General features: G+C 72.3%; 5 protein-coding genes. All 5 read left to right on the top strand.

Translation table 11 applies throughout. The features are described from left to right. The first annotated feature begins 71 nt into the window (after positions 1–71). Positions 72–386, top strand: a complete 315-nt coding sequence (locus ADL12_RS19740; protein WP_341846363.1) for a hypothetical protein — start codon at positions 72–74, stop codon at positions 384–386. 588 nt (positions 387–974) lie between these two features. Beyond that, positions 975–2,561, top strand: a complete 1,587-nt coding sequence (casA, locus tag ADL12_RS19735) for a type I-E CRISPR-associated protein Cse1/CasA (RefSeq protein ID WP_063806693.1) — start codon at positions 975–977, stop codon at positions 2,559–2,561. Further along, on the top strand, positions 2,548–3,153 hold the full coding sequence (casB, locus tag ADL12_RS19730; RefSeq protein WP_063806692.1) for a type I-E CRISPR-associated protein Cse2/CasB: 606 nt from the start codon (positions 2,548–2,550) through the stop codon (positions 3,151–3,153). Before casA ends, casB begins: the two co-directional genes overlap by 14 nt. After that, positions 3,153–4,334: a type I-E CRISPR-associated protein Cas7/Cse4/CasC gene (gene cas7e / locus ADL12_RS19725; RefSeq protein ID WP_062703992.1), complete on the top strand. Its 1,182-nt coding sequence runs from the start codon at positions 3,153–3,155 to the stop codon at positions 4,332–4,334. The genes casB and cas7e overlap by 1 nt, the downstream gene beginning before the upstream one ends. Then, positions 4,331–4,672 (top strand): type I-E CRISPR-associated protein Cas5/CasD (gene cas5e, locus ADL12_RS19720; protein ID WP_079052141.1); only part of this gene is annotated, 342 nt, incomplete at its 3' end. The genes cas7e and cas5e, both read left to right, overlap by 4 nt.

Genomic DNA, 4,672 nt, shown 5'->3' with positions numbered 1-4,672 from the left:
AACCCCCCCCCCCCCCCCGGCGCCCCCCCCCCCGGCCCCCCCCCCCCCCCCACCCCCCCCCCCGCCGTGTCCTGGCCTGCTACCAGCACCCCGATCGCCCGCCCACCCTCGACACGGCCGGCCGCATCCCGATGCCCCAGGGCCCTCACCTGCGCACCACCGACATCCGCACCGTCCTGCAGCACACCCTGCCCGTCCCCAGCGCCTGGGTCGCCGCCGCCACCCACCAGGGCCCCGAGGCCTGGCGCAAGCACCCCCTGCTCGCCGACCTCGTCCTCCTCGCGCACGACCCGGCATACCCGCAGCCCGTCCGGCTCGGCCACCACCACCTGCACGTCGACGACGAACTCGGCCTCGTCCACCACCAGCTGCCCGCAATCCCCTGAGCCCGGCCGCCCAACCAGGACCAGACCGGAGCCGACACCGCCTCGTGCCCGGCAGACGGGCACCATCCGCGCCGCGCCCATGCTGACGCGCCCTGCCCTGCCCCCAAGGCCGCAACCCACCGACGCGTGCCGGCCAGCGGACCGAAGCGGACCCGGAAACCAGCCTCACGCACTACACCCTGCGGGCACGGCACCGCCGAAGAGCCGGTCCGCGGACGTCGTCCTCCACGGAAGACTAGCCGGGCGCGCGAGTACCCGCACGGGGCGCTCGGCACTTCCGCACGCGCGCCCCGGACCACACCCCGGGCTTTTATCCCACTAATTTGCAGGGGCTGTACGGGATTTGCAGTAGATGCTTTCCTTGATCCATGTAACGGCGCTTACCGCCCGTCACAGCCGGTGTGTTCCTCATCGTCCCCGTGATCCGTCCGCCTCCTCCCAGTCCAGGACGCCACCACCCGCAGTGAACTGGGCAAACCGGAGAGCGTGCGCCGAATTCCAGCCCCCGCGCCGCTGCCGCGTCCCGACCGCGCCCTCCCACGGCTGGCGTCTCCTTCCCGCAGCCCTTCAGCGAAGGGAAGTTCCCTTATGGCAACCCCCAGTTACCCCATCGATGTCCGCCCCTGCATCCCGGTGCGCCGCAGCGACCACACCGAGTACGTCGGCCTGCGCACGCTGCTGGCCGACGCCCACCGCCTTGACGACCTGGCCCTGCCCCTGCCACCCGCCCGGGCTGCCCTGTACCGGATCCTCGCCGCGATCTGCGCCCGCATCACCGGACTCGACGACCCCCAGACACCGATACAGGACTGGCTGGCGCGCCGTAGGAGACTGCTCACCCGCACTGACGGCTTCGACCCCGAGGCCGTGCACGCCTACTTCGACGCCCACGAATTCGACCTGTTCCACCCCGAGCGGCCATGGCTGCAGGACGCGGCCCTGGCCGCACAGTGCGCCAAAAGCAGCGGGATCAACGCCCTGGTCTACGGTCGCCCGGCAGGCAACAACCTGGCCTGGTTCAACGGCAGCCACACCGACACCGACCCCCAGCCCCTGCCCGCCCGGGAAGCGCTGTGGAACCTGCTCGCCTACCACTACTACGGGCCCTCGGGACGGTGCACGGCCCGCACCGTCGGCTCCTTGACCAGCGGCCAGCTGAGGGCGGGCCCGCTGCGTTCCACCGTCTCCTTCCACCCCCGTGGCCGCACCCTGTACGAGACCCTGCTGCTGCACCTGACTCCCTACCGCGGCGAAGGCCAGGACCGCGAGGACGACGCCTGTCCCTGGGAACAGCCCCATACACCCCACCCGCTGCGGGTGCCCCCCGAAGTGACCTGGCCCGGGCAGCTGCTGACCGGCCGCTCCCGTCACGCTGTCCTGCTCGTCGCCGACCCCGACGCAGAACACGTCACCGACGCCTACCTGACCTGGGCCACCCAGCATCCCGGCCTGGAGGCCACTGACCCCTACCTCGTCTACGACCTCGACCCGAAGGCACCAGCCGACCGCCGGCGCAGCGCGCGCCGCGCGGACGCCGACCGAGCCCTGTGGCGCGAACTGGAGGCCCTGGTGCTCGCCGGAGACGAACACCGGCCCGGATGCCGGCCGGAAGTGTTCACCACCCTCAACAGCCTCCCCGAGGACACCCGCGCCCCTCTGCGGGTGTGGGTATGCGGCTTCGACCAGGACGGCAAGGTCAACAACCGGATCTGGTACACCGGTCTGACCCCGCCGATCTGGCCCTGGGCCCAGGAACACGACCCGGTCAAAGCCTCGCGCATCGCGGAATGCCGCGCCGCCGCCGAAACCCTGGCCGCCGCGCTGCACACCACGGCCGACCGCGCCTGGAGAGACACCACCAGCCTCAACCCCGGCGTGGCACCCCGGCGCGGCGGCGGCTCACGGGACGCCAGCATGTGGGCCCGGCAGGCGCTCGCCTCCTACTGGCCGCACGCCGAAGAGGCGTTCTGGCAACTCATCGACGATGCGCGGCCCGCCCACGGGGTGTTCGCCGCCGTGGCGATCACCGCGCTGAGCGAGGCCACCTCCGCCGCCCTGAACCACTTCCCCAAGGCCGGCCCCGCCCTGGCCCGCGCCCTGCTGACACTGCGCACCGCCGGCGCACCCCCCAGCGACACACGCCAACCGACAGGAGCGACACATTCCCAGCCGTGACGAACGCCGCCGCCACTACGACACCTTCGTCGACCACGTCCGCATCCTGTGCCGCACCCCGCGCATCCGCAGAGCCCTCGAAGAGGGCCACGGCCGACCCGTCAAGCAGTGCCGCCGCATGGACCCCTACCTCATCAAACCGAGCGCGGGATACGGCGCCCGCCGCGCCCACTACACCACCGCCTCCCTGATCGCCCTGGAACGCCCCGCCACGGACTGGACCGGCGCACCACCCTCCGACCAGCTTCCGCAACAGTCCTCCCCGGACCCGCTGCCCAGCGCCCCTTCCCCGGTCGCCGACTGGGCACGGCGCCCCACCCTCGGCCGCACCCTGGCCCGCGCCGCCCACGCCCATCCACACGCCGCCCCCGGCCTGCAGCGCGAACTGGAGGTGATGGGCGTGCTCTCCGCCGACCTGCTGCACGGCAGGCTTCCCCACACCGTCCGCCGCCTCCTGCATCTGGGCGCGGTGTGTGACTTCGCCGTGCTGCTGGAGGACCTCGCCCAGTGGGACTTCGACCCCCTGGACGTGGCCGGCCGCTGGCGCCATGACTTCTTCCTGACCGTGCCCGACACTCTCCTGGAGCTGTGATGTACGACCGCTACCTCGACCTGCACGCCAGCGAGCACAAGCCGCCCAGCTGCCTGAACCGGGGCGAATACAACCAGCCCAAGACCCTCACGATCGGCAACGCCCTGCGCGCCGTCGTCAGCTCACAGTGCCAAAGACGCCACTGGCGCCTGGAGCTCGAGACCGAACTCGCCGAGCCCACCGCCCGTACCCGCAGGATTCCGCCGCTCGTCGCCGGCGCCTTGCGCGAAGCCGACTGGCCCGATGACCTGGCCCACTTCGCCGCCGGGCAGATCGCCCGCTCCGCCACACCCAAGGGCCTGGACACCAACCCGAAGGAAGAACACCGCACCCAGGCCATGCTCCTCGTCGCCGCCGACGCCCTCATCGACGACCTCACCGCCATCTGCACCCGCAACCGCGCCGCCCTGGAAAAGGGCCTGGCCGCACTGCAAGCCGCCGCGGACGACAGCGACGGGGCCAAGCGCGCACGCCGGAAGCCGCCCCCCGCGCTCCTGCCCGCCGACGAGGTGGCCGCCTGCCTCACCCGCCGCGCTCCCACCATCCACCTCTTCGGCCGGATGCTCGCCGGCCTGAGCGACGCCGAGGTCACCAGCTCCGTCCAGACCGCCCCGGCCTTCACCACCCACAGGAGCGACCTGCAGCCCGACTTCTTCACCGCCAAGGAGGACTGGCCCGCCCCCGGCGACCGCGGCAGCGCCCACCTGGACACCGCCTTCCTCACCACCGGCTCCTTCTACCGGTTCACCACCGTCAACCTCACCGACCTGACCCGCAACCTCGACGGCGACCAAGACGAAGCCCTGCGCCTGGCTGGCCTGTTCATGCGCGCGTTCATCATGACCGTGCCCCAGGCGAAGAAGACCTCCACCGCCCCGCACACCGTGCCCGACCTGGTCGCCTACGCCGTACGCGACCGCCGCCCCGTCACCTACGCCGGAGCCTTCGAACAACCCGTCAAAGCCGCACCCCACGGCGGCTACCTCACCCCCACCTACCACGCCCTCGACACCCACGCCGGAATCCTGGAACAGCTGATCGGCACCGCACACCGCATCGGCCACGGCTACGCCACCGCCCAACCCGACGACGCCACGCACCTCGGCACCCGCCACCACGGCTTCGATGCCCTCATCGACGCCGCCCTCATCGACGCCGCACACCCCCAGGCGCCCCGATGAACGGGATGCTGCTGCGCATCGCGGGCCCGCTGGCCGCCTTCGGCACCAGCGCGGCCTTCCACGACCGCGACACCGCCCCCCACCCCACCCGCTCCGCCCTGATCGGCATGTTCGCCGCCTGCGCCGGACGCGAACGCCCCCGAGCCCTCGACCCGTTCACCGACCTGCCCGGCAGGCCCCGCTACCAGGACCTGGGCTTCACCATCCGAATCGACCGTCCCGGCACCCAGCACACCGACTTCCACACCGTCGGCGGCAGTTACCCCCGAGAACAGCAGCTCCGCACCAGCGGCGGCGAGCGCCGCCCCGAAGCCCACTCCCCCCTCGTCTCCCACCGC

The sequence above is a fragment of the Streptomyces regalis genome (genome assembly GCF_001509475.1).
GTDB classification, from domain to species: domain Bacteria; phylum Actinomycetota; class Actinomycetes; order Streptomycetales; family Streptomycetaceae; genus Streptomyces; species Streptomyces regalis.
The sequence above is the reverse complement of the archived record's forward strand: the minus strand, read 5'-3'. Positions and strand labels throughout refer to the sequence as shown.

What these genes read in the sequence shown, in the direction of transcription:
- casA (WP_063806693.1), top strand. Translation starts at nt 975, where the DNA reads ATGGCAACCCCCAGTTACCCCATCGATGTCCGCCCCTGCATCCCGGTG.
- cas7e (WP_062703992.1), top strand. Translation starts at nt 3,153, where the DNA reads ATGTACGACCGCTACCTCGACCTGCACGCCAGCGAGCACAAGCCGCCC.